Raw genomic sequence first — 23320 nt, 5'->3', positions numbered from 1 at the left:
AAAAGATCTGCTGCTGTAGTACTGGACGGCCTACGGGCCGAGCTCAAGCAGGGCTCGTTCCGGCCGTTACCTGTGCGGGAGCGCAAGATTCCCAAACCGGGTGGATCGGGAAAGGTTCGGCGGCTGGGGGATTCCCGTGATCGCCGACCGGGTCGTCCAGGCCGCGCTGAAGCTGGTTCTGGAGCCGGTCTCCGGGGCCGACTTCAGGCCGGAATCCTACCGGTTCCGGCCTAAGCGGCGGGCTCGGGACGCACTTGCTACCCGCAGGCCGGCTAACGAAGTGGCCACGACAAGGTCTTGCCCGGGGTGCGGAAGCGGCGCTGACAGTGGCATCGGTCATAGGGAATCCACAGATGAGGACGATGGCCCTGCCGAGAGGGACGGTAGGCCCAGAAAACGGCACCTGGCAATAGACGTGGCTACTGGATTCACATTCACAGGAATCACTCGGGAATTACTCAGGAATTACTCACTCCACCTCGAACCTTGCGGCTGTGAAGGGATTGACCCTTTCGAGCTACCGGCTATACGGTCACTACCAGTCCCAAATATTGGGATGATGTTCTGACATTCAGGATCACATGGTTCATGACAAGGAGGGGTGTCCATGTGGGACTCCAACAACATGTTTCTCAACGGGCCTTACGCACCCTGGCGAGAAGAGGGTGAGGCATTCGATCTGGAGATCGATGGCCAGCTCCCGGACGAGCTGAACGGTGCGCTGTTCCGGGTGGGCGCGAACCCTATGTACCGGCCTAAGGATCCGAGCCGCTACCACTGGTTCGAGGGTGACGGCATGGTCCACGCCCTCTTCCTGCGCGACGGCAGGGCGAGCTACCGCAACCGCTACGTGGAGACCGTCGGCCTGCAGCGGGAGAGGCAGGAGGGCCGGTCCCTCTACGGCGGTTTCATGAACCCCAGTGAATTCCCCCTGCCGCCCGGTACCTTTCCGAAAAACCTCGCCAACACGCACGTGAGCCTCTTCGACAACCGCCTGCTGGTCTTCTGCGAGGCTGACGTTCCGCACGAGCTGCGGCCGGACACGTTGGAGACGGTCAGTCAGCGCTACGACTTCCACGGCGGGTTCAGCGGACCCCCCCTGACGGCCCACCACAAGATCGATCCGGCCAACGGTGACATCCTCACCTTCGGCAACAGGGGGGGCGCGGTCACCTGGTTCCGGGCCGACCGCCACGGGCGGGTCCTCGACCTTCACACGGTCGACCTGGGCGCCCCCACCTTCACCCATGACTACGCTGTCACCACCGACTACGCGATCTTCCTGGTGAATCCGGCGATGGTCCGCTTCGAGCACTATCTCAAGGGTGTCCCGTCCACGGTTTGGGAGCCGGAAACGCTGGACACGTGTCGCTGGGCTGTCCTGCATCGCAGGACAGGCGAGGTAACGTGGGTCGAGGCGCCCGACGCCTTCACGGAGACCCACTTCCTCAATGCCTACCAGGACGGCTCCAAGATCGTCGTCGACGGGCACCGCACCCCCCGTTTCGGCCCCACCTGGAAGGAGCTCGAGTCACCGCCGCCGGGCGGCGACTGGAACTGGTGGTTCAAGAACATTGTCGCCACCCCCTGGCGCTGGGAACTCGACCTTGCCACAGGGAAGGCGACGGACAGTCAGGTCAACGACATCCTCGGTGAGTTCCCCCGGATCAACGATCAGCGCACCGGCCAGCGCCACCGATACGGCTACTACGCGACGACGCGGGGAACCGGCGACTGGTTCATCGACGGCCTGGCCAAGCACGACTACCTCACGGGCGAGACGTCGATGCAGGCAGCCGACGGTGTGCTGACCTCCCCCAGCGAACCTGAGTTCGTGCCCCGCCCCGGAGCCACGGCCGAGGACGACGGCTGGCTGCTGTCGACTTGGTGGGACCCCACCACTGACCGCAGCGAGGTCATCGTTCAGGAGGCCCAGGACTTCACAGCCGCGCCCATCGCCCGGATCAAGCTCAACCACCGAGTTCCCCTGACAACCCACGGCAGTTGGTCGGACGCCGCTGATCTCGACGCCGCCATACGCGGCTCCTGAGCCCCGGCATCCACTGGCCGGCGGGGCGACGACGCTTCCCGCCGGCCAGCGGATGCCCCACCCACGGCCGCCCCGGTGCCTGACATCTACGACCCCACAGGGCCGGGGAAGTGCTGTTCGTGTTCTTCGCGGCGATGGCGGAGACCGAGCGGGAGAACACCGGGAGGCGACGCTGGAGGGGCTCGACACCGCGGCCCGCATGCGCATCCCGGCCGACCTCAATCGTGGCGCCTCCTTACTGCAGGTCACCGGGGCAGTCCATGGGTGGAACCAGTTACGCGGTCAGCCCGCTTGTCCCGGAGCTGTCGTCTTCACATCGGGTACGGGGGCATAGGTGTGAGCGTCCGTGATCCGATTCGGTGGACACCGGGTTCGGCTCCGCCGGAGTGGCGCAGGTCCAGGTGTGATGGGCCTTGTGCAAGTCCGCGGCATCTTCCCACTGGCGGCATGCTGCGTCCCACGTCAGACCCGATACGGCAAGGTGCTGAGGTTCGAGTCCGCTCGGGCGCGGCGAAGCCTTGGCCCCGCGGTCCATCGGGAGGGGCGCCATGACTCACGTAGGCCTGAACGCGTTTCACGTACGAAACGGTTTCGTTTTCATCGGATTGGCGGTACGGTCATGACTGTACGGTGATCCGTACGAAACCGTTTCGTTCCTAGGGGGTGTGATGGTCGAGGTTGCAATGTCGCGTCGCGGTCGGATCACCCCCGAGCGCGAGGCCGAGCTGTACGTGGCTGTGCTCGATCTGCTTCGTGAGGTCGGCTATGGCTCGCTGACCATGGACGCCGTGGCCGCACGCACCCGCTGCAGCAAGGCGACGCTCTACCGTCAGTGGGGTGGCAAGGCCGAGCTGGTCGTTAAGGCGATGCGTCACAACAAGCGCGCCAGCGTCAGGGGCGTCGACACCGGATCGCTGCGGGGAGACTTTCTGGCTGCGCTGTCCATCGAGGACGACTCCGCCATGGAACGGAACTCCGCGCTGATGCACGGCCTGATCATGGAGATACACCACAACCCTGACCTCGGGCGGGCGTTCCGGGAACTGTTCATCGAACCGGAACGGGCCGAATTCAACCGGGTGTTGCAGCGTGCCGTTGACCGAGGCGAGATCTGTGCGGACAACCCTGCGTTGGATTATGTGCCGCACGTACTCATCGGCGGCTACTTCACCCGCACTCTGATCGACGATCGCCCGCCGACGCGGGCGTTCCTGGCTGAGTATGCCGACTCCGTGCTTTTCCCCGCCCTCGGCGTCAGGCTCTCCCCTTCTTCCAGTCCCCAGCAGTAAGCCGCTCTCCAGCCGTACTTGGCGCAACCTCCCCCTGCCTCCAGGGCATGTGGGGCCCCCATCGTCGTCGGGCCTGCTCGCTGCCCTGAACCATCCACGACTGACCCGGAGCACGTCCCGTGGCTACCTTCCTGTACAAACTCGGCCGATTCGCCTTCCGGCGACGGCACTACATCGCTCTGTTCTGGGCCGCCCTGCTGGCCGCCGCCTGCGTCGCGGCCTTCAACGCGCCCGCCGCAGGCTCATCGTCCTACTCGATCCCCGGCATCGAGTCCCAGAAGGCCTACGACCTGCTGGCGCAGCGTTCGCCTGGCTCGAGCGCCGACGGAGGGAACGCGAACGTCGTCTTCAAGGCTCCCGCGGGCGAGAAGATGACAGACGCCGACAACAAGGCCCTCGTCGAGCAGACCGTCAAGGACCTCGGCAAGGGGCCCGAGGTCGATTCCGTCACCGACCCGTTCACACAGCACAACGCGGTGAGCAAGGACGGGACGATCGCCTACACGCAGGTGAAGTACACCGCCCCGGCCAAGGAACTGAAGGACTCCACCAAGGACTTCCTAAAGAAGACGGTGGAAAAGGCCCGGCACTCCGGGGTGACCGTCGAGATCGGCGGTGACGTGCTCGACGACTCGCCCTCGTCGGGTGCCGGTGAGCTCATCGGTGTCGCCGTCGCCGCGGTCGTCCTCGTCGTCACGCTGGGCTCGCTCGTCGCGGCCGGGCTGCCGCTGCTGACCGCCCTCATCGGGGTGGGTATCGGCTTCGCCGGCATCACGGCCCTCGCCAACGCGCTCGACCTCGGCGACACCACCTCCATCCTGGCCATGATGATCGGCCTCGCCGTCGGTATCGACTACGCCCTGTTCATCCTCTCCCGCTACCGGTCCGAACTGGCCGAGGGCCGCGAACGCGAGGACGCGGTCGGACGGGCCACGGGCACGGCGGGCTCGGCAGTGGTCTTCGCCGGGCTGACGGTGGTGATCGCACTCGTCGGCCTCTCGGTCGTCGACGTCCCGGTGCTGACCAAGATGGGTCTCGCGGCGGCGTGCACGGTCGTGCTCGCGGTGCTGATCGCCCTCACGATGATCCCCGCGATGATCGGCTACGTGGGCCGGAAGATCCAGCCGACAGGCAAGAAGAGCAAGCGGTTCGGTGGCAGGAAGGCGCAGGAGAACACCGAGGGCAAGCCCAACATGGGTACCCGCTGGGGAAGCTTCGTCGTCCGCCGTCCTGCCGCCGTCCTGGTGCTGGGCGTGGTCGCCCTGGGGGCCATGGCTGTCCCGGTGACCCAGCTGCAACTCGGGCTGGGCGACGACAGCACGAAGCCGGCGTCCACGACTCAGCGAAAGGCCTACGACCTCCTCTCGGAAGGCTTCGGCCCTGGCTTCAACGGCCCGCTGATGATCGTCGTCGACACGAAGGACAGCAGCGACCCGAAGGCGGCCGCCAGCTCGGTGACCGACGAAGTCGAGGGTCTGAAGGACGTCGCGACGGTCACCCCCGCGATGTTCAACAAGGCCGGCGACACGGCGACGATCACCGTCATCCCGGACTCCAAGCCATCCTCGACGCAGACCGAGGACCTGGTGCACGCCATCCGTGACAAGGCCGACGGCATCAAGGCCGACACGGACGCCCGGGTGCTGGTCACCGGCACGACGGCGATGAACATCGACTTCTCGCAGAAGCTGACCAACGCGCTGATCCCCTACCTGGCGCTGGTGGTCGGCCTCGCCTTCCTGCTCCTGATGGTGGTCTTCCGCTCGATCCTCGTCCCGCTGAAGGCGGCCCTCGGCTTCCTGCTGTCGGTGCTGGCGGCGCTGGGCGCCGTGGTCGCAGTCTTCCAGTGGGGCTGGCTGGCCGGTCTGCTCGGTGTCGAGGAATCCGGCCCGATCATGTCGTTGGTGCCGATCTTCATGATCGGCGTGGTCTTCGGCCTGGCGATGGACTACGAGGTGTTCCTCGTGACCCGGATGCGTGAGGCCTACGTCCACGGCGAGGAGCCCAAGGAGGCGGTGGTGACCGGCTTCAAGCACAGCGCACGCGTGGTCACGGCCGCCGCGATCATCATGATGTGCGTCTTCGCCGGCTTCATCAGCTCCAGCGAGTCCATGATCAAAATGATGGGCGTCGGGCTGGCGGCCGCGGTCTTCTTCGACGCGTTCATCGTCCGCATGGCCATCGTCCCGGCGGTCCTCGCACTGCTCGGAAAGAGCGCCTGGTGGCTCCCCAAGTGGCTGGACCGCGCCCTGCCCAATGTGGACGTCGAGGGCGAGCGGCTCCGCGCACAGCACCAGCACCAGAGCGGGAACACGCAGGCCCCGCCCACGGAGCCGCAGCCGGTGCTAGTGGGTGCCCTGCGGAAGTCGACGGAGGCCGAGCCACAGGCGGCGTACGCCTCCACCGAGAGCGCGCCTGCCTCCGTTCCCGCGACGAGCGGGCCGTCCATCGAGGGCCAGGTGCGCGACGCGGAGGGTACGTGCGTCGAAGGCGCCACGCTGACACTGACCTCCCTGACCGGGCGTCAGCTCGGCAGTACCGTCACCCGGCTCGACGGCCGGTACTCGATGCCGACGCCGGCCTCCGGCTCGTACGTCCTGACCGCGGCGGCCGACGGCCATCAACGGCGGGCCGCCACCTTGGAGGTGGGCGAGGAGCCGCTGGCGTACGACGTGCTGCTAGCCGGGACCGGCGGGCCGGACGACGCGGGCCTGCCGAGGGCGCGTTGATTGTTGTCACCGATGTGCACGGAGATGTGCCGGCGACGGTCAGGTCCGTTCCTCAGCTTGTCTGCTCCGTCGGCGAACCGTCGACAGTGACCCCACCGCGCGCCACTTGCTGATCGTCAAACAGCCACTTCACCCGGGGACCGGCCCCCGGGTGAAGTGGCTTACCCGGTGCACCTGGCTGCATCACTGGGATTGCGAGCATGATGAGGAAGAACCTGCTCGTCGGCATCGTGCTCTTCAGCTCGGTGGCGCTTTAGTGGGGCGGCGAAGCCAGCTGAGCTCGCCGACCAAACTGTCGGCAGGGCCGAATCAGAGCCGATCAGTTCTGTGTCTCAACGCGTGGTCGATGCTCTATCTGGCCAGGCAGACGAAGGTGGCCATCGGGCAGGCCAAGGTGAGCAATGCCGTGGCGGCTGCGTCGGCGAACGACACGGTACTTGGGTCCCTGCGCGAGGTGCACATCCTCATGCTGGAGCGGGAGGGTATGCGGGAGTACTTCTACGGCGGTGAGCCGCTCCCCGAGGCTGGCCCCCAACGTGAGGCCGTCATCACCCTTGCGGAACTGCTCGCTGACGTGATGACCAGCGGAGTGCATGTGCACCAGTTGATCCCCGAAAGCGGCAGCGCCGGCCCGTGGGCGGACTACTGCCGCCATACCGTTGAGAACAGCCCCGCTCTCCGCCATCTGCTCCGAGCGCATCCCACGTGGTAGCCGCCCCTGCTGTCGGTACTGCCCGACTCTCTCCTGCGCGCCGACGACCATGTCCGCGTGCCCGCACATGGCAGCGGTCGGGCAGACGCTTGAGCTCTCGCTGACGTCACTGTCATATCAGTCGTTGCGTTCGTGGAACGGTCACCGCGACCGTTCCACGAACGCTTCCATGAAGCTCTCGTTTCGGGCCTGCGGTCTCTGGTCTGCTGATACGAGGTTCAGAAATAGGTTCTCATGGGACTGGCGGCCAGCGGCACGGCGCCAAAAAAACCGGCGACCCCAACGCGACCTGGCAGGACGTCACTTCGACTCTGCGGGCGGGCCTCTCGCTCTCCTTCCTTCTGGAGTCACGACATCGGCGGTTTCCACGGCATGACGTCCCGGCTGCCCTGGGACTTCGGCGAGGAGGAGTACGCGGCCGTCCTGCGCCCCGGCTGCGCACCGGCCTGTTGCCGTACGTCCACCGGGCCGCCGCCGACGCGGTCCGCACCGGCGAGCCGCTCGCCCGACCCGTGGCCCTGGGCCAACCGGGCTGCCCGGACGCCCACGCACCCGCGTCGTCGAATGTGCGGTCGCTCGACCTCGGCGAGCTGCGGAAGCCTGCGAGTTCACCCAGGCGCGGATCGCTGTGCCGGCTGGTGACTGCTGGGCCGGTAGGCGCTGTTCGCAGTCATGAGGGAGGCGATGCGTCGTATGTGTCGGATTCGGGCAGCGTGTCGGACTGCACTGACGAGACCTGCTCCTGTGCCGTGTTGAGTGCAGCGACGATGTCTTGCTCGCGGCCATGAAAGCGAATGGCGGGGATCGGCACGGAGAGCGCCGCCAGTCTGCCGTAGGTGTCCTGGGCGGCGATGGCGACGGCACACACGCCGGGAGTGCTCTCCTCCAGATCGAAGGCCATGCCTGTTCGCCGAACCTGCGTGAGTTCCTCCACGAGGGCGGCCCGTCGCGTGATCGTGGAGGGGGTGAGCCGAGTCAGTCGTGCCGGGAGCAGGCGCGCGATCTCGGCGTCGCTCAACTTCGCGAGGACGGCTTTGCCGTTGGCGGTGCAGTGCAGCGGCAAGCTGCTTCCCACCACCGATACGGCACGCAATGTGTGCTGCCCCTGTATCGAATCGGTGATTCTCAGTCGGCCCGATTCCAGGACCGCGAGGTCGACGGTTTCCTCCAGGGTCTGGGCAAGGTGCTCCATCGTCGGCCGGAGCAGGGCGCGAATCTCCGGTCGGCCGGCCTCGGCCAATCGCACCAATTCGGGACCGATGCGGACGCGGCCCGTAGCAGAGGCTGCGACCAGCACGCCCTCGACCTCCAGGGCAGAGACCAGCCGGTGAATCGTCGAGCGCGGGAGCCCGGTGCGTTCAGCGAGCTGGGAGAGGCTGAGTCCCTCCCGCTCGCCGGCGAGGGCGCGGAGCACCGCGACAGCCCGCCCGATGATCTTGATTCCGGCTTCGCCGCCGTCCTGCGCGGCGGCTTCCTTGTGCGTAGCGTCAGGTGTCACTCGCCCAGTATGCGACTGCCGGGCGGGACAACGGCGTCTCGCGTAGCGGGCATTGCTGGTTGACGGGCTAGGCCTTCTTCGTTCACCTGTAGTGTTCGGGCATGCCCACGTCCTGGCGAACAACGCGGGATCAGGACCGTACGACGATCAGCACGTTCTCGTCTCTGACCGGATGAGCGACCTGTTGAGCGACTGGGGCCGACCGGCTACGGTGCTGCCTCGCGCAAGAGGGCCAGGAGGGTGTGCGGCTGCGGGGCGCCCGCGTCCAAGAACTGCGTGGCCAGTGCGGGTGGCACGGCGGTTCCATGCATGCGGACTTCGTGGCAGCTGAAGCAGAACGCCGCCTCGAACAGCGCCAGGTCGAACTACGGCAGGTTCGGGCGGGGTGGTGTCGTGAACTCGCCGTCACATTTCGGGCCCGGGTGAAACGGTGATGGCAGCGGGGTGATGTGCCCGGCGTCCGCGATGGTGCCGACGTGCTCCTGAAGGGCGGGGTGAGGACGGCCGTCGAGCACGCGCGGTGCCGTACAGAGCGTCAGCGACCGAAGGTAGCCGTCGGCTATCCACACACCGATCAGCGGCATGACGAAGGAGAGGGGCTGGCCTGCGAGGAGGCTTAGCACCACAGCAGCGGTCAGTACCGTGACCGGCGGATAGAGCAGGATGAAAGCCATGGTGGCCCGGGCGGTCTCCGAGCGGGAGGTGGACGTTTCGTTCCGATGGATCGCCGTGCACGCCACGACGAAGATCGCCACAACCGCGCCCGCGCTCAGCGCGGCGTTGAAGCGCAGGTCGACGGAGGCGAGTCCCGTGAGGCCTGACCAGGCGATCAGGTTCGCTCCGATCACGAGGGCGCCCGTCCACACGATGACCCGCCGGCCCGGCTCGCGCTGGCCGTCCTGGCCAGGGGCCAGGACGGACACGTCGGTGCCGCGCGGCAGTAGCCACAAGCACAGGGCAACGGCGATGATTCCCAGGCCGGCTCCCATGGCCGTGATCAGGCGCCACGCGTTCTCGACCGGCAGCGCGCCCGCCGTGTTCTGGGCGACGAATCCCGCGATGGGTATTCCTAGCGGAACTATTGCGAGTGAACGCCTGGCGCGGGTGGCCGCGTCCGCGCGGGCGCGCCTGCCTTTGGGGGCGGCGTTTTGGCGCGCGGCCCCGCTCCTGGTGGCGGAGTCCTTGACGAGACTCAGGGTCAGGGGAAATGCGACGCCTGTGCCGATTCCGGCGAGCATGCTGAAAAGTCCCAGTTGCCAAGGGGCGGTTGCGAGTGCGCAAGCCCCGGACCAGAGCGTGAGCCACAGGAGTGCGGCGAGTGTCGCCTGCCGGAGCCCGAGGCGCCGGGCCAGCGCCACTGCGGAGTGGACGCCTGCCAGAACGCCTAGAAAAGCTGTGCTCCCGATCAGTCCCGCAGTGCTCGGTGACAGGTGCCAGCCGGGCTCGGTCTGCAGGGAATCGAGGAAGTTGGGGAACGCGACGAGCTGGTAACTCTGTGCGGCCAGGAGAAACAGTCCGAGTGGAACCAGACTGCGGCCAACAGGGGGTGTGGCGGTGTCGGACGGCATGCCGGCCTCCAGATGGGGAACGGAAGGAAGGGACCAGCGCCCGGGATGGAACCGGGGCCGCGGTTGCGGGGGATCTCGCGGTTGATGCATTCTGCCGAATGCCGGGAGCGCGCCGGCCGTGATTCGGCGGCGTCGAATCATGCGGGTTATTGCAAGAGCAGAGCGCGCCGCCGGGGCACCTATACGCCCCACCAGTGGCGTCCTGATAAGCAGGACATCATTCTGTTAATTGGGACTATGTTGGACCGTATGGCCGCGCCCTGAAGAGGTCAAGTGGTGTGTGGGGTGATGGATGGGCGGCTGTGGGTCAGCTTCGGGGCGTGTCGTTCAGGGGCAGGGCGCGGTGGTAGGCGGCGACGGCCACCGCGGCGACCGCGACGTGCATGAGCACCAGTCCGATGATCCCGGCGGCATCAGCGTGCGGAATGTAGTCGCTGACGAGCATCAGCAGGTCGGGGACGAAGGAGATGACCACGACGGCGGGGACCAGCCAGGACAGCAGGGCGCGCGGCCGGGCCGACCACCGGCGGATCACCGCCCATCCGACTGCGCCGATGATGACGCCCAGGACAGTGAAGGTGACGTATGGCCCGGGCTGGAGGGGCTCGAAGTCGTCGGAGGCTCCGGCCGCCCGGGAGACCAGGGCGATCAGCGCGTCGGCGATGATCGCGGCCACGGTGCCCGCGATCAGCCATCCCGCGGCGGCGGCCCGGCTGGGCGCGGAGCGTATGGACCGCGCCGGTGCAGGGGTGGCGGAGGAAGGCGTGGTGGACATGGGAAGACTCCTTCGCTGACGGGCGGTCGGCCGCTTGAGGCCCTGTGTTCCGCCCTGGCGTCAGGCGGTTTTCGGAAGCGGCTGTCTACACCACCCGCCACCTACAGAGCATGTGCGGGTTCAAGAGCCGGATCGACTACGGGAACGAGTACTGGGCCGGACCCACCGTGGGACTGGCCGCATAGGAAGGGCTCCGCACTTCGAGGGGATTGACCGACGCCGGCTGCTCATCGAGCACGCACGCGGACGCCGGTGCTTATCAACCGCGCACGACGTGCAGCACCTTGGTCTCGGTGTAGGACAGCAGGCCGGCCAGTCCGCCGGCCACGCCGAGGCCACTCCACTTGTGCCCGCTGAAAGACACGCCCGGTGCCGGCATGCCGTGCGTGTTGACCCAGGAGGTCCCGCATTCCAGCCGGGCCGCCACCGCCGCGGCCCGCTCCGGGTCCGCGCTCCACACCGAGCCGTCGAGCCCGAAGTGCGTACCGTTGGCCCGGGCCACCGCCTCTTCGACGTCGTCGTACGGGATCACCGGCAGAACGGGCCCGAACTGTTCCTCGTCGACGACGCGCACGCCGTCCTCGAGATCCCTCAGGATGGTCGGCGCGAAGAAGTAGCCGTCACCGTCCAGGCGCCGGCCTCCTGCGGCCGCGGTGGCACCGCCGGCCAGCGCGTCCGACACCAGCTCCTGGACCCTGGCGAACTGCGGCGCGGTGGCGAGCGGGCCCATCTGGACGCCGGGGAGCATGCCGTCACCCACTTGGACCGACCGTGCCCGGTCCGCCAGGGCGTCGACCACCTCGGTGTACCGGGCGCGTGGTACGTAGAGACGTTTCAGCGCCATGCAGATCTGCCCGCAGTTGACGAACGCGCCCCCGAACAACTTGTCGGCCATGGCGTCGAGGTCGACGTCGTCGAGGAGGATGCCCGCGTCGTTGCCGCCCAGCTCCAGGGTGATGCGCTTGAGGTCGGGCGCAGCCGACGCCGCCACGTGCTTTCCGGTGGCGACCGAACCCGTGAACGCCACCTTGCGGACCAGGGGGTGTTCGGCGAGCTGTGCACCCAGCGGGTCCCGGCCGCTGATGACGTTCAGCACGCCCGGCGGCAGCACGTCACGCACAACGACTCCGAGTGCGAGCGAGGAGAGCGGCGTGAAAGGAGACGGTTTCAGTACCACTGTGTTGCCCGCCAGCAGGGCCGGCGCGAATTTCATCGCGGCCTGGATCAGTGGGACATTCCACGGGGTGATCGCCGCGACCACGCCCATGGGCTGGTGCAGCACCTCGATCCGCTCCTCGTCGTCGTCCCGGATCACCTCCCGGGGCACGTCGAGGGCGGCTGTGCCCCGCAGGGTCATCGCGGTCACCATGACCTCGAAACGGGCGTCGGCCAGAGGCTTGCCCTGCTCCAGTGTGAGCAAGGTGGCGAGCTCCTCGGCGCTCTCCTCGATGCGTGCGGCCGCGGCCAGCAGCGCGCTGCGGCGAGCGTCCATGTCGTCGCGCCAGAGCGGGAAGGCGTCGGCGGCGGCTTGCACCGCGTCGTCCAGCTGAGCCGGTGAGCAGTCGGGCGCCTGGGCGAACACCCGGCCGGTGGCGGGGTTGTGCACCCCGAAGGTATCGACAGTGGGGACGTCCTTGCCGCCCACTGTCATCGGGTGGTTGTGCTCGGACACGGTGTCTCCTGGAGTGAGGGGCGGCCGGAGCCGTCAGGAAGGTGAGGAACGGGGCGGTGAGATCAGCGAGTACCGCGGGCGGAACGGGGTCGGAGTTCCGTCAGGACACGACGTGCATGCGGCAGGGAACGGTGTTGAGCTCGTCCGGTCCGTTCTCGCCCACGACGACGGTGCCGCCGATGTTGACACGGTGCTGTCCTGAACAGGCGTTGGGTTCGAAAGCGAACGCCATGCCGGGGACGAGTTCCAGGTCGGAAATCGGCTCGACGGTACGGAAGACACGGCGGCTGTCCTGGCCGGGGATCTGTTCGGCGTTCAGCGCGATGTGCCCCGCGAAGGCCGCGGGAGTGAGACTGTGCACCAGGGGGGTCATGTTGTAGTGGCCGGCCTTCAGGAGGGGCTCGCTCATGGCCCGGGCGACGTCGAGGAAGGCGGCTCCCGGACGCAGGGCCCGGAGGCCGGCGTCGTAGCAGTCACGGGCGACGTCGTGGAGCGTGTGCAGCACCTTCGGTACAGGCTCGACCGCGACGGACATCTGGACCTGTGTCTCGAATCCGCCGTAGCAGGACATGATCTCGGCCTGGACCAGGTCGCCGGGCTGAACTGTCCGGGAGGCGCCGCCGGCGTAGGTCCAGTAGGGCGGCGCCCAACCCGGGTCGTCCGCGCCGACACTCATGATGACGTGGGGATAGGTGGTGGTGCACGAGTTGCGGTGGAGGACCTCCACGGCTGCCGCGTAGATCTCGGCCTCGCGCACGCCGGGCCGGATCATCTCCAGCATGGTCTGGCAGGCTTCCTCGGCCGCCTGAGCGGCGAAGCGGACCAGTTCCAGTTCCTGCGGCGTCTTGGGCAGCATCGTCTGGGCGAAGTCGAGGGACATATCCTCGAATTCGGCCTCGGGCAGGTTGTTGAGGACGTAGTCCCACATCATGTGGGTGATGAGGCCCTCCATTTCCCCCGCCGAGCTCCCGGTCATGCCGACCACACCGATACGACTGGACGTCAGTCCCTCTTCGGTGAGTGCCTGGACCACCCCGCGGCCGAACGGACCGATGCGTACATCGTCGATCCAGAAGCGCACGTCCCGCATGTTCGCGGCCAGGCGGCGGGTGTAGCGGTGGTGGGTCCAGGTGAGGTGAACGGGGTCGCGTTCGGCGAAGAAGACGACGACGCCGTCGAGAACCTCGTTGGCGAGGTAACCCTCGTACCGTTCGCGGCCCTTGAGCCCGAAGACGAGCAGACAGTCGAGGTCCTTGTCCCGCATGAAGTCACGCGTGCGCTGCCAGCGCAGTTCGCGGGCGGCGAAGGGAAGGACGGGATACTGTTTCGCGGTCATGCCCTTACCCCTTCGGTCGCCTCGACGAGATCGCTCTCCAGGATCCTCGGATCGGCGCCCGCCGCCTCTGCCACGTCCCGGTAGTACTGCAACCAGTCGGTGCCCTCGGGGACATGACCGCCTCCGGCCATGAGGCCGCGGGTGAGCTCGGTGTCGTCCAGGGTGGCTGGGAGGTCCCCGGTTGTTGCGTACGCGTCGACGGCCTTCAGGAGGCGCCGCCGTGTCCGGCTGATCATCAGGTCCGAGGCGGACAGGTGCTCGTGGGTTCGGTCCACGACCGGTCCCATGCTTTCAGTGATCATCTTGTCCTGGATCTGGATACCTTGCACTCCGGTGTAGTTGCCCTTCGCCTGGGCATCCCGGTCGAGGAAGTAGTTGTTCTCCTCGGATGGGGTGAGCCGCCACCTGCCGTACCAGTCCTGGTCGTTGTTGGGCTGGAGCAGGTCTGCCATGCGGACCTTGACACCCGGCAGCTCCCCGACGGTGGAGTGGAACGCCGACCTGCCGTCCACCAGGGCTCGAGGCCGACTGAGCTGGAAAATCATGGAGTGGGTGTCGTCCATCGGCAGCCAGAACCGCACGACGGGCTCTTCGACCTCGAAGGGGTTCTGGCCGGGGATGGTCCAGGACGGCAGCAGCTGCTGGGTGTAGTGCCAGTAGTCGGGGGCGAAGCTCTTCGGCCTGCGGTGGCCCTCCATGGTGCCCCCGGCCGTGTTGACGACCTTGGTCTCCACGGCCCTGCCACTGGTGACCCACTTGAGGACGAAGTGCTCGCCGACGTCCTCGGGGTCATGGCCGCCGTGGTGGAGGAAGGCGAGATGGGCCGCGTCGATGTCCCCCTCCATGCCCTGGAGCCAGTTGCACTCGCGTAGCCACATCTGGATCTCGAGCTCCTCGTCGTCGGCGACCACGCCGATCACGGGCAGCGGCGGCGGGGTCTCGCGCGACCCCATGTAGATCCAGACGAGGCCGTTGCGTTCCTGCACCGAGTAAGCCTTGGCGCGCACACGGGTGGGCACGCGTCCTCCCGCACTGCTCGGAATGTCGGTGACGCGGCCCTCCACGTCGAACATCCAGCCGTGGTAGGAGCAGCGCAGCCCGCCGTTCTCGTTGCGGCCGAAGAACAGGGAGGCGCAGCGGTGCGGACAGCGGTGGTCGAAGATGCCCATCCGGCCGCCGCTGTCGCGGAAGCCGACGAGGCGCTCGCCCAGCGCCATCAGGCGGATCGGGGCACCATCGGCCTCGAACTCGGAGGACCGGGCTATCGGCAGCCAGAACTGGCGGAAGAACTCTCCGGTCGGACTGCCGGGGCCGACGTGTGTCAGCTTGGCGAAGAGGTCAGTCATGGAGCGATCCATCTCTGTACGAGGTCGATGGTTCATCTGAATCACCAGGCGCGTGCGGGCCCGACCAGGTTCATCCCGTCCAGCGGATACAAGTCGCTGACCTCTGGTGTGGCCCATCCGAGGTCGACCGGGTGAGTGACCTCGGCGAAGGTCAGAGCGAGCTCGAAGAGGGCCTGCTCCCGCGGGGGCATGTCGTCGAGGGGGAAGGCGTTCAGATGGTTCACCACCGCTTCGATACGGGGGAGCATGGCGGCGCACAGGTCACGCAGCTCCTCGATGTCGGCAGCGACCATCGCCTCCATCCGCTCCTGTGCGTCGCGCAGGCGCCACCGCTCCAGGAAGCGCTCCAGGTCGGCAAATCCTTCGGGAAGTCCGGCTTCTGCGGAGAGCTCCATCACTTGGCTCCGATCAGTTCGTCGACGAGTCCGTAGCGGTGCTGGAGCGCGAACTCCTGCAGGGAGAGGTACAGGTCGCTGATGGCACCCGACTCCAGGCCGCGCTGCACGTCCTCCATGGCGGCCAGGTCCTCCCGGGACACCGTGTACTGCAGGGCCCGGCTGTACGCCTGGGCCAGGCGGTCGCCGGCGTGCCGGGCCTTGCGGCCATAGACGTCGAAGACGACGCGGGAGTGGTTGCGGTCGATCGGCCAGACCGTGACGGTGCTGTACCAGTGCGAGCCGTTGAGGATGGCCACGTTGGGGAACTGCCACACGATGTCGAAGAACCAGGGGTGGTAGCGGGTGCGATTCACCGCCGGCGGCAGCATGGAGAAGTCGGTCTCGACCGCCGGTGTCTGCTTGTACCCGAGGTCGTACAGGGCGCCCTCGACGGGCGGGCTGACGTAGTCGGGGTTGGAGGGGTTGCTGGAGCGGATGTGGCGGTCGTACATGTCGACCACGGGCTTGTGCCGCATCGGGTTGCTCTTGCCGGCCAGCTTCGGCTGGGTGCGCCGATGCAGGAAGACGGTGTGGTACCCCTCCGAGAAGGCGTCCATGGCGATGTTCCAGTTGGCCCGGACGTCGATGGACCAGCAGCTGACCTTCTCCATCTCGCTGTAGTAGCCGTCGAAGCCCTCGGCGAGCTCCCCCAGCCAGCCGTCGAGCGGCTCGGGGTTGTCACTGAAGTTGGCGTAGATGAGGCCGGACCGGACCTCGACGCAGATCGGCACCAGCCCGAGGCGGGACTTGTCGACGGAGCGGAACTGCTTCTCGTCCGGCACCGAGCGCAGCTTCCCGTCGCCGGTGTACGACCAGCCGTGGAGCCAGCAGGTGTGCGCGGACGACGTCCCTTCGGCGAAACCGCAAGCCGTCGGTATCACCTTCTTGCCACGGTGGCGGCACACGTTGTGGAACGCACGCACCTCCCCGTCCCGGCCCCGCTGGACCAGCACCGAGATGTTGAAGGTGGGCACATCCAGGACGTAGTAACTCCCGGGCTTGGGCAGGTCGTTGACGTTTCCGACCAGGAACCAGGACGGACGGAAGACCTTTTCGACGACTGCGTCGTGGTACTCCTGCGTCAATTTGTCCTTGACGGACACGACGTCACGCAGGCCCGCGAACGGGTTGGGCGGGGACGGCGTCCCGTCGGTGAGGGAGGAAGCAGGGCTGACAGCGGCTTCAGACATATGATCTCCATAAGTTAGGACGCTAGTCCTGTCATGAGGGACCGTATGGGAAAGGGGGTCCGCCTGGCAAGAGAAGTAGCCCCGGACGCCTTTTCCTGCAGGCAGGTTGACTGCACCTGTGCCCGGACTTCGCCCCGATCCGGCTTGACCTCCTCTTGGTGCAGCTATACGGTCCCCATAGTGTCCTATGGTGACAGAAGTGATTCCTAACTATCAGGACATGCTCAGGTACATGGCAAAGAGGAGGCGTCCATGTGGGACCCCAGCAACATGTTTCTCAACGGGCCGTACGCACCTTGGCGGGAGGAGGGCGAGGCCTTCGACCTGGAGATTGAGGGCCAACTCCCTGACGGGCTGAGCGGTGCGCTGTTCCGGGTCGGCCCGAGCCCGCTCTACCGCCCGCAGAATCCGAGCCGGTACCACTGGTTCGACGGTGACGGCATGGTCCACGCCATCTTCCTGCGTGACGGCCGGGCGACCTACCGCAACCGCTACGTGCAGACCTCGGGCCTGAAGGAGGAGAAGGAACTGGGCCGGGCGATCTACGGCGGTTTCATGAACGGCAGGGACACCCCCCTGCCGCCCGGCAAGTTCCCGAACAACCCCGCCAACACGCACGTACAGCTGTACGGGGACCGTCTGCTGGCCTTCTGTGAGGGCTACCCGCCGCGCGAATTGCGACCGGACACCCTGGAGACGGTCAGTGAGCAGTACAACTTCCGCGGCGGAGTCGTCGGCCCCCTGACCGCGCACCACAAGGTCGATCCGACGAACGGCGACTTCCTCACCTTCGGCAACATGGACGGCGCGATCACGTGGTATCGAGCCGACCGCCACGGGAACATCCTCGACCGTCACTCGGTCGACCTGGGGTTCCCCGCCCTCACCCATGACTACGCCGTCACCACCGACTACGCGATCTGGCTGGTCAGCCCGGCGACGGCACGCTTCGAACGCATCATGAACGGTCAGCCTTCGACGGTCTGGGAACCGGAGAAGCTGGACCAGTGCCGCTGGGCCGTCATGCATCGCAGGACAGGCGAGGTGACGTGGGTAGAAGCCTCCGACGCCTTTTCCACGTCACACTTCCTCAACGCCTACCAGGACGGCACGAAGATCATCGTCGACGGGCACCGCGTCGGCCAGTTCGGCCCCACCCTGAAGGACCTGGAGTCACCGCCGCCGGGCGGGGACTGGAACTGGTGGTTCAAGGAGATCATCACCACCCCCTGGCGCTGGGAGCTCGACCTCACCACGGGCAAGAGCAGGGACATCGAGGTCACCGACATTCAGGGAGAGTTCCCCCGGATCAACGACCAGCGAGCGGGACTGTCCCACCAGTACGGCTACTACACGACGACACGTGGAGCCGGCGACTGGTTCACCGACGGCCTGGCCAAGCACGACTACCGCACGGGCGAGACGTCGATGCAGACACTCGACGGCGTCCTGACCTCCCCGGGCGAGCCCGTCTTCGTGCCCCGCCCCGGCGCCCAGGCCGAGGACGACGGCTGGCTGCTGTCGATCTGGTGGGACCCGACCACCGACCGCAGCGAGGTCATCGTCCAGGAAGCCCAGGACTTCACCGGCACGCCCATCGCCCGGATCAAGCTCAACCACCGGGTCCCCATGGGCTTCCACGGTAGCTGGTCCGACGCGGCCGAGCTCGACGCCGCGGTGCACGGCGCCTGAGTCATCGGTGATTCCCTGGCCGGCGGGGTGCCTCGGCTCCCCGCCGACCATCGCATGCCCGCACTCGACTCAGCACCGCGCCTGCGGGATCAGCAGGAGGCCCGGCCTATCGTCGGGCACGTGCTCGAGTCCGGAGGCGGTACAGCTCGACGGGGCGCTTCACGCTGCCCTGACCGTCACTCCCGAGCGCCGCAGTCTCTCTCCGGCGCGGCCGGAGTGGCGGAGCTGAACGCCTGCGGGGATTCACCGGGTGGCAGCCCGCCGGACGCGGCCTGCCTTGAGCGTAGGAGGCCCGACTGGGGCGCGCCGTGAACTCCGCAGCGCGTGCAGGCGGCTGCCGCCGTACGCGCACACGGCGGCCAGGACGAACCCGGTGAGCCCGGACAGGCGGACTGCCGAGTGGACCCGGCCGTCATGCCTCCCATCTCGCTGCCGATCATGCTCATTCCGATCTGAGCGGATCCCTGTGCCGTCAGGCAGAAGACCATCGTCGCCATGCCGACCGTGACACCCGCACGCAGTGCGAGCTCCACATGGCGGCCCAGCAATGCGTCCGCTTCCTGGCGCGCCGTGCGCACCGGGGTGCGGGCCGCGGCCAGGCAGCCCGCACGGGCCAGGAGACCCAGCAGGACGATCAGGCCGATGAGCCACAGCGGCAGACCCTGTTTCGGACCAGCTGCTGACGGCGACGGAGTGGTTCATGCCCTCGCCGCCCAGAGGAGTGCCGGTGCCACCGAACCCGCCCATCATGCCGCCGGCTTCGCTCTGCTGCTGCTGGATGGCCGCGTGCCAGGAGGACCCCAGGCCCGAGGTCAGCGCCACGACCAGCAGGTTGGGGCCGGCCAGCAGCATCGCGCCTGCGGCCTTCGCCACCTGGGCGGCCCGACCAGAGCGGCGGCCCCGGCCAGTGCCCCCAAGGCCAGGGGGATAAAGCACAGCCCGGTGTACATCCCGGCGAGCGTGGAGGTGAGGGGGTGCCACTTCAAACGCAGGCGACTGAGGGCAAGAGGGCGAGGAAGCGTCGTTCGCGGAACGGCGGCGGAGGCAGGGATTTTCATCCGCACCGTGACAAGGACTGGACTGGCGCGGTCCGGGTTTCGCTCCCGCCGCCATCTGACATTCGCCGCCCCGCCCCGACATCCCCCCGGCAATGATCAGCAGAACAATTCAGCCACTGGCGTTCAAGCACCGTGCCGTGGGCTACGACGGAGCCTGTGGGGCGGCAGGGGGGGGTGGGGCAGCGCCGCCCGAGGCTGCGAAGGCCTGCCGTAGCGCTGTGATCCGGCTACCGCCACCTGACTCTCTGTCAGTTCTCGCTTTCCTCTCCCGGGTCTCCCAGTGGCGTGGGTGAGAGTCGTGCTCTGTTCGCGATCAGCCCTATGGAGCCGCACCCCATGTCCCGTCTCCCCTGAGGAAGCCATGTCACCCACCCCCCACAGCACGGCTTTCACGCACAGCCCCGGCCGGACCGTCGCCTTCCAAGCCCCAGGCGGGCCCGCCCACGCCGGGTCCGGGACGGCGAGGGTGGAGATCGTCGTGCCCGTCTACAACGAGGAACGCGCTCTGCCCGGCTGCGTGCGTACCCTGCACGCACGGCTGACCGAAAGCTTCCCGTTCCCCTGGCGCATCACCGTCGCCGACAACGCCAGCACAGACGGCACGCTCACCGTCGCCCGCCGCCTCGCGGCGGAGCTGCCCGGCATTGACGTCGTGCACCTGGACCGCAAAGGCCGCGGCCTGGCCCTGCGCCTCGTGTGGGCGTGCAGCGACGCGGACATCGTGGCCTACATGGACGTGGACCTGTCCACCGGTCTGGACGGGCTGCTGCCGCTCGTCGCCCCGCTCGCCACAGGGCACTCCGACATCGCGATCGGCAGTCGACTAGCGCCGGGCGCGCGTACTGTGCGCGGGCCGCGCCGCGAGTTCGTCTCCCGCTGCTACAACGCAATCATCCGGCTCACGCACGGCGTGCGCTTCACCGACGCCCAGTGCGGATTCAAGGCCGCCCGTACGGAGGTGCTGCGCCCTCTGCTGAAGGTGACCCGGGACGACGCCTGGTTCTTCGACACCGAACTGTTGCTGCTCGCCGAGCACAACCGGCTGCGTGTCCACGAGGTGCCGGTCGACTGGGTGGAGGACGTCGACACCAGGGTCGACGTGGTGAGCACGGCCACCGACGACCTCAAGGGGCTGTGGCGGATGGCGCGGCTGAAGGCGTCCGGCGCCGCCCGCATCGAACTGCCCCGCCGCCCCGCACCGGCTGCCGAGCACCCGGACGCCGTGCTCGCAACCCCGACGGGGCGGGGCGTGCTGTCGTGGGAGATCGGCTGCTTCCTCGCGATCGGCATCGCCTCGACCATCGGGCAGGCGCTGCTGTACTGGCTGCTGCGCGGCTGGTGGGAGCCCGCAGCCGCCAACCTAGTGTCGCTGCTGCTCCTGACGGTGCTGAACACCGAGGCGAACCGCCGCCTCACCTTCCGGCAGGTCGAAACGCGGCCCGCGCGGGCACATCTGGGCGCGGGTGCACTGTTCGTGCTCGGTTACCTGGTCACTTCCGGGGCCGTGCTGTGGTTCAGGCACACCGACCCCGGGGCCTCGGCGGCTGCCGAGACCGTCGTCCTGGCCGTCGCGTCCGTCGCGGTCACCGCCGTCCGCTTCGCCGTGCTGCGGCTCGCTGTCTTCCGCAGCAAGACCACCGCCTGACCCAAGCCCCGCCACCGAGACTTCTGACGAGAGCTGAATTCCTTCCATGAACGAGTCCCACCGGACCCTGTCCGTCACGCCGGTGTCCGACAGTCCCCCGGAAACTCCTCCTCGCTCCCTGCTCGCCTGGGCGGCGCCGGCCGCTCTCGGCGCGATCCTGCTCGTCGCAGCCGTGCTGTACGGCTGGGCGCTCGGTTCGCTGGGGTGGGGCAACAGCTATTACTCCGCTGCCGTGAAATCGATGGGGAAGAGCTGGACCTACTTCCTCTTCGGCTCCTACGACCCGGCCGGAGTCGTCACCATCGACAAGCCTCCCGCCGCGCTGTGGCCCCAGGTCGTCAGCAGCAAGATCTTCGGGCTGCACGGGTGGGCGCTGATCCTCCCGCAGGTGATCGAGGGCGTGGCCGGCGTGTTCGTGCTGCACCGCACCGTGCGCCGCTGGGCGGGGGAGCCGGCCGCGCTGCTGGCCGCCGTGGTCCTCACCCTCACCCCCATCACCGTCGCCATCAACCGGGACAACAATCCCGACACCCTGCTCGTCCTGCTGCTGGTGTCGGCGGCGTACGCGCTCACCCGTGCCCTGCAGACCGGCGGCCGGGCGGCGACCTGGTGGCTGTGCGCGAGCGGGTTCCTGATCGGGTGCGGGTTCCTCACCAAGATGCTCGCTGCCTGGATGGTCGTCCCCGCGTTCACTCTCGCCTGGCTCGTGGGGGGCGGGGGAGCGTGGGCCGCCCGGGTGTGGAGGTTGCTGACCGCGGGTGCGGTGCTGGCGGTGTCCTCACTGTGGTGGGTAGCGATGGTGGCGCTCTGGCCGGGGGACCGGCCGTACATCGGCGGCAGCGAGGACGGGTCGGCCTGGGACCTGGTGGTCGGGTACAACGGCCTTGGCCGGGTCCTCGGCTCCAGCGACGGCTCGTCGCAGACGATGGGCGGCATGGGCGGAGGCTTCGGCGGCGCAGCGGGTCTCGGCCGCATGTTCAACACCCAGGTCGGCGGACAGATCAGCTGGCTGCTGCCGACCTGCGCCATAGCCCTGGCGCTCGCGGTCGTGTGCACGGTGCTGCTCCGCCGCGGGCGACTGGACCGGTCCGGCGTGCTGCCCGTCCCGGGTTGGCTGCTGTGGGGGACCTGGCTGATCGTGTGCGTGGCCGTGTTCTCCACGCAGAAGGGCATCTTCCACCCGTACTACACGACCCAGTTGGCCCCGGCGATCGCTGCCTTGTGCGGTGGGATGCTGGCGTCCCTGGTCCGTGTCCACCGAGTCGGCGTGACGTGGGCTCCCTGGGCCGGTGCGGCGGCCGTGGCGGTGACGGCGGGCTGGGCGATGGTTCTGATCCGCCGTACGCCGGACTGGAACGGGTGGCTCATCTGGCCCGTGCTGCTGATCGGCTGCGCGGCGATCGCACTCCTTCTGTCCCGGCGCGGTGGGAACCTGCTCCTGGGAGGGGCGGCTGCCGCGGTGGTGTCGATGCTCGTGGCACCGGGGGCGTGGGCGGCGAACGTGTCGGCTTCCTCGGGCTCGTCGAGTCTCATGGGCGGCGCCAACCCGACAGCGGGACCGAGGAGTTCGCTGTCGGCCTTCGGAATGTCCGGCATACCTGGGCAGGGCTCGTCGGGGTATCAGGGATCGTCGGGAATGCCGTCCGGGATGCCTTCGGGTATGGAAGGCTTCCCTGGCGGGGGTTCCGGCTCGGGGCAGCAGAGCGGTCAGCCGTCGAGTGGAATGCCCTCCGGGATGCCCGGTGATGACCAGGGCGGCGGGATGCCGAGCGGCCTCCCGAGCGGCCTCCCGAGCGGTTTCCCCGGTGCGCCCGGTGGGTCGGGCTCGGCCTCTGGCGGTCTGCCCTCCTTCCCCGGTGGATCTGGCGCCATGTCCGGCGGCTCAGCACTCACCTCCGACCAGCGCAAGATGCTCAACTACGCCGTGAAGCACTCACCGAAGGCGCGGATCAAGCTCGCTGTGTCAGGCGGCGCCAGCGCCACCAACGCGTTCATCCTGAACAGTGACGAGACGGTGATCGGCATGGGCGGCTTCATGGGCTCCGACGACGCGCCCTCGGTCGACCAGCTGAAGAAATGGACCGGGAGCGGTGAGCTGCGCTACGTCGTTGGATCGGACAACGCCGGCGGTGGAGCGATGACGAGGCCCGGCATGTCGCAGGAGAACGCCACTGACCGCTCGGAGTGGATCTCCAAGAACTGCACCAAGGTCTCGGCGTCGGCGTACGGAGGCAACAAGACGTCTCAGCAGAACACGGGCAGTGCGGCGCCCTTCGGCGCTTCAGTGCTCTACGACTGCGCCGCTCGGTGAACGGCAACAGAA

16 protein-coding genes and 1 pseudogene are annotated in these 23320 nt (G+C 67.8%); 8 read left to right on the top strand and 9 right to left on the bottom strand.

Going from position 1 to position 23320, the window contains the following annotated elements; translation table 11 throughout:
- Positions 1-21: 21 nt before the first annotated feature.
- The 5 genes and pseudogenes from OHN19_RS04585 to OHN19_RS04560 form a co-directional block, all read left to right on the top strand.
- A pseudogene (locus OHN19_RS04585) lies at positions 22-259 on the top strand (group II intron reverse transcriptase/maturase); the annotation flags it as partial.
- Between the two features lie 348 nt (positions 260-607).
- Positions 608-2050, top strand: coding sequence for a carotenoid oxygenase family protein (locus OHN19_RS04580; protein WP_330262880.1), 1443 nt, complete (start codon positions 608-610; stop codon positions 2048-2050).
- Positions 2051-2718: 668 nt separating this feature from the next.
- A complete protein-coding gene (locus OHN19_RS04575) occupies positions 2719-3339 on the top strand; it encodes a TetR/AcrR family transcriptional regulator (protein WP_330262879.1) in 621 nt (206 codons plus the stop codon).
- A 119-nt stretch (positions 3340-3458) separates the two neighbouring features.
- Positions 3459-6068 (top strand): MMPL family transporter, encoded by a 2610-nt coding sequence (locus OHN19_RS04570; protein WP_419249505.1) that lies wholly within the window; start codon positions 3459-3461, stop codon positions 6066-6068.
- Between the two features lie 346 nt (positions 6069-6414).
- Positions 6415-6780: a hypothetical protein gene (locus OHN19_RS04560; RefSeq protein ID WP_330262878.1), complete on the top strand. Its 366-nt coding sequence runs from the start codon at positions 6415-6417 to the stop codon at positions 6778-6780.
- Positions 6781-7127: 347 nt separating this feature from the next.
- On the opposite strand, the gene OHN19_RS04555 is transcribed toward OHN19_RS04560, so the two are convergent.
- The 9 genes from OHN19_RS04555 to OHN19_RS04515 form a co-directional block, all read right to left on the bottom strand.
- Complete coding sequence (locus OHN19_RS04555; RefSeq protein ID WP_232032807.1) at positions 7128-7328, bottom strand: hypothetical protein; 201 nt, start codon at positions 7326-7328, stop codon at positions 7128-7130.
- Between the two features lie 122 nt (positions 7329-7450).
- On the bottom strand, positions 7451-8278 hold the full coding sequence (locus tag OHN19_RS04550; RefSeq protein WP_330262877.1) for an IclR family transcriptional regulator: 828 nt from the start codon (positions 8276-8278) through the stop codon (positions 7451-7453).
- 365 nt (positions 8279-8643) lie between these two features.
- Positions 8644-9846, bottom strand: a complete 1203-nt coding sequence (locus OHN19_RS04545; protein ID WP_330262876.1) for an MFS transporter — start codon at positions 9844-9846, stop codon at positions 8644-8646.
- A 307-nt stretch (positions 9847-10153) separates the two neighbouring features.
- A complete protein-coding gene (locus OHN19_RS04540; protein WP_232032810.1) occupies positions 10154-10621 on the bottom strand; it encodes a DUF6069 family protein in 468 nt (155 codons plus the stop codon).
- 259 nt (positions 10622-10880) lie between these two features.
- Positions 10881-12272, bottom strand: a complete 1392-nt coding sequence (locus tag OHN19_RS04535) for an aldehyde dehydrogenase family protein (RefSeq protein WP_330269527.1) — start codon at positions 12270-12272, stop codon at positions 10881-10883.
- 121 nt (positions 12273-12393) lie between these two features.
- Positions 12394-13629 carry a M24 family metallopeptidase gene (locus tag OHN19_RS04530; protein ID WP_232032811.1) on the bottom strand — a complete coding sequence of 412 codons (1236 nt, stop codon included), beginning with the start codon at positions 13627-13629 and terminating at the stop codon, positions 12394-12396.
- Positions 13626-14975: a Rieske 2Fe-2S domain-containing protein gene (locus OHN19_RS04525; RefSeq protein WP_330262875.1), complete on the bottom strand. Its 1350-nt coding sequence runs from the start codon at positions 14973-14975 to the stop codon at positions 13626-13628. The genes OHN19_RS04530 and OHN19_RS04525 overlap by 4 nt, the downstream gene beginning before the upstream one ends.
- Before the next feature lie 41 nt (positions 14976-15016).
- Positions 15017-15370 (bottom strand): hypothetical protein, encoded by a 354-nt coding sequence (locus OHN19_RS04520; protein WP_330262874.1) that lies wholly within the window; start codon positions 15368-15370, stop codon positions 15017-15019.
- Entirely contained in the window at positions 15370-16602 is a 1233-nt protein-coding gene (locus tag OHN19_RS04515; protein WP_330262873.1) for an aromatic ring-hydroxylating dioxygenase subunit alpha, read from the bottom strand. The genes OHN19_RS04520 and OHN19_RS04515 overlap by 1 nt, the downstream gene beginning before the upstream one ends.
- Positions 16603-16854: 252 nt before the next feature.
- Here OHN19_RS04515 and OHN19_RS04510 point away from each other — a divergent pair, with 252 nt between their 5' ends.
- From OHN19_RS04510 to OHN19_RS04500, 3 genes are all read left to right on the top strand, one after another.
- Positions 16855-18294: a carotenoid oxygenase family protein gene (locus OHN19_RS04510; protein WP_330262872.1), complete on the top strand. Its 1440-nt coding sequence runs from the start codon at positions 16855-16857 to the stop codon at positions 18292-18294.
- Between the two features lie 1419 nt (positions 18295-19713).
- Positions 19714-20997: a glycosyltransferase gene (locus OHN19_RS04505; RefSeq protein ID WP_330262871.1), complete on the top strand. Its 1284-nt coding sequence runs from the start codon at positions 19714-19716 to the stop codon at positions 20995-20997.
- Positions 20998-21043: 46 nt separating this feature from the next.
- Entirely contained in the window at positions 21044-23308 is a 2265-nt protein-coding gene (locus tag OHN19_RS04500) for an ArnT family glycosyltransferase (RefSeq protein ID WP_330262870.1), read from the top strand.
- The last annotated feature ends 12 nt before the right edge of the window (positions 23309-23320 follow it).

The sequence above is a fragment of the Streptomyces griseorubiginosus genome (genome assembly GCF_036345115.1).
GTDB classification, from domain to species: Bacteria; Actinomycetota; Actinomycetes; order Streptomycetales; family Streptomycetaceae; genus Streptomyces; species Streptomyces griseorubiginosus_C.
Note: the sequence above shows the minus strand (reverse complement) of the source record. Positions and strands in the feature narration are given on the sequence as shown.